This window comes from uncultured Boseongicola sp. (assembly GCF_937988555.1).
In the GTDB taxonomy this organism is placed as follows: Bacteria; Pseudomonadota; Alphaproteobacteria; order Rhodobacterales; family Rhodobacteraceae; genus Boseongicola.
In genome coordinates, this window is record NZ_CALJXO010000358.1 from 1 (window position 1) to 4,571 (window position 4,571).

General features: G+C 52.1%; 4 protein-coding genes. 1 reads left to right on the forward strand and 3 read right to left on the reverse strand.

Features of this window, described 5'->3' with window-relative positions; translation table 11 throughout:
• The 3 genes from Q1B15_RS21085 to Q1B15_RS21095 form a co-directional block, all read right to left on the reverse strand.
• Positions 1 to 789: Na/Pi symporter (locus Q1B15_RS21085; RefSeq protein ID WP_299757695.1), on the reverse strand; the 789-nt coding region annotated here is incomplete at its 3' end.
• Between the two features lie 16 nt (positions 790 to 805).
• Positions 806 to 2,281, reverse strand: a complete 1,476-nt coding sequence (locus Q1B15_RS21090) for an inorganic phosphate transporter (RefSeq protein WP_299757699.1) — start codon at positions 2,279 to 2,281, stop codon at positions 806 to 808.
• Positions 2,282 to 2,881: 600 nt separating this feature from the next.
• The gene (locus tag Q1B15_RS21095) at positions 2,882 to 3,217 is read right to left on the reverse strand and encodes a hypothetical protein (RefSeq protein ID WP_299757698.1); all 336 of its coding nucleotides are present in this window, start codon (positions 3,215 to 3,217) and stop codon (positions 2,882 to 2,884) included.
• A 153-nt stretch (positions 3,218 to 3,370) separates the two neighbouring features.
• Here Q1B15_RS21095 and Q1B15_RS21100 point away from each other — a divergent pair, with 153 nt between their 5' ends.
• A complete protein-coding gene (locus Q1B15_RS21100) occupies positions 3,371 to 4,237 on the forward strand; it encodes an isocitrate lyase/PEP mutase family protein (RefSeq protein WP_299757701.1) in 867 nt (288 codons plus the stop codon).
• Positions 4,238 to 4,571 lie beyond the last annotated feature (334 nt).

Below are 4,571 nucleotides of genomic sequence, written 5' to 3' on the forward strand. Positions count from 1 at the left end.
CAAAGCAAGCCGTTTGCCCTGATAATTCGCCGTAAACGAGCCGATGATCGCTGTGATTGTCGTGCCAATGTTGGCCCCAATCGCCAAAGCAAGCGCGTTTTCGTAGCTGACCTGGCCAGCGGCCAGAGCGGTGATAATCAACACCATAGTCGCGTGGCTTGATTGCATGACCACAGTGGCCGAAGCGCCAACCAAGGTATAGACCGCAAGTCCCAGAAATCCGGTCATCGCAAATCGAGTGAGATCAAACTGATCTTTGAAGGCCTCGAAGCCTTCCTTCATGTGATGAATTCCCAAGAACAGGAAGCCAAGACCAGCCAGCACGTAACCCATTCCGCGCAGGTATTTCGACTTCTGGAAAACCAAAACAATGCTGATCGCCAACATCGGCAGCGCGTAGGCAGAAATATTGACTTTCAAGCCAAACCCGGCAACCAGCCAGGCCCCGGTCGTAGTGCCGATATTGGCGCCAAAGATGATACCGACCCCGGCTACAAGCGAGATGAGCCCGGCGGATAGAAACGAGATCGCAATCACCGAAACGAGCGAGCTGGATTGCATGATTGTCGTCGTAAGGATACCAAATCCCACCGACTTGGCGACTGAGCCCGTAGCTTTCTCCAATACCCGTTCCAGGAAGCCGCCGCTGAACAGCTTAAATCCATCCTCCAACATAAGCATGCCAAAAAGGAAGATAGCCACGCCAGCAGCGATCTCCTGAAAGTCGCTGCTGGCCCAGAAACCGAAGGACAAGATCAAAAGGATTGCCGGTAAAAGAAGCCTTTTCATTATCGCTCTGCTCTCCTCATGGAAGCATCATTCCACGTAAAACAAAGTAGAACATCGCCGCCATTATCGCCGAAACCGGAACGGTAATGATCCAGGCAGATATGATCTTAAAAAGAGATGATCGTTTTACTAATTGCCGCTTCAGCGCCTTACGCAACTCCTTGCGTTGAGCCGCATTGATGACCGCCTCGGGACCCATTTTCTGAAGTTCCTTCAGAATGCGTTGTTTTTCCTCGGGCGGAGCATTCTGGAAGTTCATCAGAACCTCTTCGGCTTTGGCGAAATCTGGTTCACCTTCATGCTGATGCAGGACGTCTTCCACGACCTTACCGACGCGAAGCTCAAGGAATTCGCGCAAGAAACCCACTCCAAATACCGCGCCAAGAGCTACATGGGTCGAGCTCACCGGAAGCTTCAGATGGCTGGCAACAATCACGGTGATTGCCGCAGCAAGCGCGATGCAGAACGCGCGTGACCTATCCAGTTCGGTGATTTCAGACCCCACCGTTCGGATCAGCTTTGGTCCAAAAAGCGCCAAACCGACCGAAATACCCAGCGCGCCAATGACCATGACCCACAAAGGGATCGCCACTTTGGGGCTTCCGCCTTCCCCCACAGTAAGGGCATCCACGATGCCGGCAAGCGGCCCCACGGCATTGGCCACATCGTTCGCGCCATGAGCAAAGCTTAGCAACGCCGCAGAGATGATGAGCGGGATGGTGAACAGCCGGTTCACGCCTTCCCGATTGTTTTCCAGATTGGGCGCCTCGCGATTTATCAGCGGGCGGACAATGATGATAGACACCAGTCCAACAACGAGGCCGATTAATACCGCATTAGCGAAATCGATCTTGATGATCTGTTTAATGCCTTTAAGCGCGATATAGGTCGTAAACGCCCAAACCATGATGCCGATCATGAAAGGGACAACTTTCCGTGCACAATCGACCGGCTCAGCCTTGAAAAACACAGTGCGTTTTAGGAAATACAGAAACGCAGCGGCAATAATTCCACCGGTAACAGGAGAAATCACCCAACTGGCTGCAATCTTGGTCATCGCTTCCCAATTCACTACATCCCATCCTGCAGCAGCTATGCCCGCGCCCATAACTCCACCAACGATCGAGTGCGTAGTTGAGACCGGCGCGCCTAGCCATGTGGCGGCGTTCAACCAGATCGCCGCACCGGTCAGTGCGCCCATCATGACCCAGACAAAGACTTGCGGGTCGGCAATGTCGGCGGGATCAATGATGCCCTTCTTGACCGTACTGACCACATCACCGCCGGCGATGATCGCTCCTGCCGCCTCGAAGATGGCGGCAATAAAAATTGCCCCGGTCAACGTCAGCGCAAAAGAACCAACCGCTGGCCCGACATTGTTAGCAACGTCGTTGGCACCAATATTGATGGCCATGTATGCGCCAACCACTGCGGCTGCGACCAATAGATGTGACTGTTCAATATGTGCGAATTTTGATCCGGCATAAATCATCACGGCCACGATAAATAGCACCGCAGTTCCTAATCGTCCGACTTCAGATCGACTTAGATCTGCAGCGCTTTCGATCTTTAGGTATTCTTTGACTTTCATTTATCCCGTCCCCCTCAGCATCGAAAAGTCGTGTAATTCCCTCCGACAAATGCAAAAGCCGCAAAGGGAATTCACGCAATTCCGAACCAAGTATACCCCGTTGGTGAGGGCTCGCCCTGAGATGGATCAAAAACACGGCTATACCGGCACCTTCCCTTGAGGGCGTAAGTCCGGCGGTTTTTCCGGCTTTGCTGTGCGTTGTGTTCGGTGCCCTCAGACGAATACAAACCAGCTTCCACATGGACAGTGCAGCGGCCCTTTATGCCACGCCGACACTGTGCCACTTGGCGAGAATGGCTGTGAAGTCGTCTTTGAAGATGCCCCTTACAAGTTGAAGCTTCTTTCTTGACTGAAATGGTGGTGAACTGACCCTTTAATCGCGACAAATTTCTGTAAACTTGGCATCTTCTGGAAGCGCTTCATTCCGCACTCGGGGTCGAGAAGGATTGTTCGCTAGATTCTTGACACGCGTTCGGAGCATACAGAACAAGTTGATAATTTTCAGTTGGTACCGCTCTTGTGGGCGCAATAGACGAGAAAGCGAAAAGTATGCCAAAGAACAAACACTCGAAATTCAACGCCTTTAACGTTCAGTCCACGTTTTTCGTACCGCTCTGGCGGCGCATTTTTGTAGTTGCTGGGTGTGCTCTTTGGGCCATCTTTGAGTACATGAACGGAGGACCATTCTGGGCCTTCCTTTTTGGCGCTGTGGCGGTCTACTGCGCGCATCAGTTTTTTGTGGCTTTCGATCCAGTCGACAAAGAAAAATAGTGAGACGTGGGGTACGAAACCCTTTGGATCGATACGGTAGTCGACCGTTCTTGGCGCTTGTGCCAAATCCTAACTTCTCATATTTTGAAAGCACTCTTTTAGGAGAAATCCCCCGAAAGTTTACTCAGTCCATTTTTGTCCGGAATATTAACAATATGAACATGTGTCCGCATTTGTCCAAATATGGAGATGCACATCCCTGAGTCAATTATCAACCCGATGGCAGACCGTTTGCGCGCTCTTATTGCGCTAGGCGATCTAATCACAATGCCTTGCTGCTTTGATGCGCTTTCCGCAAGACTGATTGAACAGTCTGGTTTTGATCTAACTTTTTTATCAGGGTTCGGGGCTTCCGCCTCGCGGCTAGGTGCGCCTGATACTGGACTCATGAGCTACGGCGAAGTCCTGGATCAAGCGCGTAACGCGATGCATCCGCTTACAATCCCTATGATCGTAGATGGTGACACTGGTCACGGCAATCCGATGAACGTAATGCGCACTGTATCCGGGTTCGCTCGCGCGGGATGCGCTGCTGTCATGATCGAAGATCAAGTTGCCCCAAAGCGATGTGGCCATACCCAAGGAAAGAGCGTCGTTAGTCGTTCTGAGGCCGTCGAACGCATTCACGCCGCCGTTGAAGCGCGAGCTAGCCATGATATCTTGATCCTTGCCCGAACAGACGCGCGCCGCGAGCACGGGCTTGACGAAGCCCTTGCTCGCGCCGAGGCGTTTGCCGAAATCGGCGCCGATATTCTATTCGTTGAAGAACCTTATTCGGCGGAAGAAATGGCCGTTATCTGCAGTTCCATCGACGGCGTTCACATGGCAAATATGCTGGAAGGAGGACAGACGCCAATTCTGCCGCCGGCTCAGCTTGTTGAGTTGGGATATTCAATTGCCGCGTATCCTTTGACGCTGCTATCCGCCGCGATGAAGGCGATGAATGCTGCCCTAGCGGACCTCGCAGCTGGTCGGTCGGCGCAAGAGCACCTCCTGGATTTTGCTGATCTACGCGAGCAAATCGGATTTGATGCCTATCACAACAAGGCGAATGCGCTGAGTAGTCGGCATCTCAAAGATAAGTGACGGCGAACACTTTTCGCCTGTTTCATTTCAATCCGAGGGTTCAAACTGTTTGGCGTTTGCGCGCGACCAGCGCGCTAGATATCCGCCGGAATCATCTTTGCCCTCCTTCAACAATGACCCTATCTCAGAGACCTCTGCATAATTCGGGATTCCACTGACGCTGGGTTTTTGCGATCCATTTCCGACCGATTTTGGATATTGGTATGGACCTGTTTTTACAAGACAGCGCTCGCCGGATTGGTGATGATGATGTGATCACGAAGCGTTTCTGCGGATGCCCTGCGTTCTAAAAAAAGGCGCCAACAAACTATAGATCGTTGGCGCCATCGGGTTT

Coding starts and splice junctions, on each gene's coding strand:
- Q1B15_RS21090 (WP_299757699.1), bottom strand. CDS start 2,281: ATGATTTATGCCGGATCAAAATTCGCACATATTGAACAGTCACATCTA.
- Q1B15_RS21100 (WP_299757701.1), top strand. CDS start 3,371: ATGGCAGACCGTTTGCGCGCTCTTATTGCGCTAGGCGATCTAATCACA.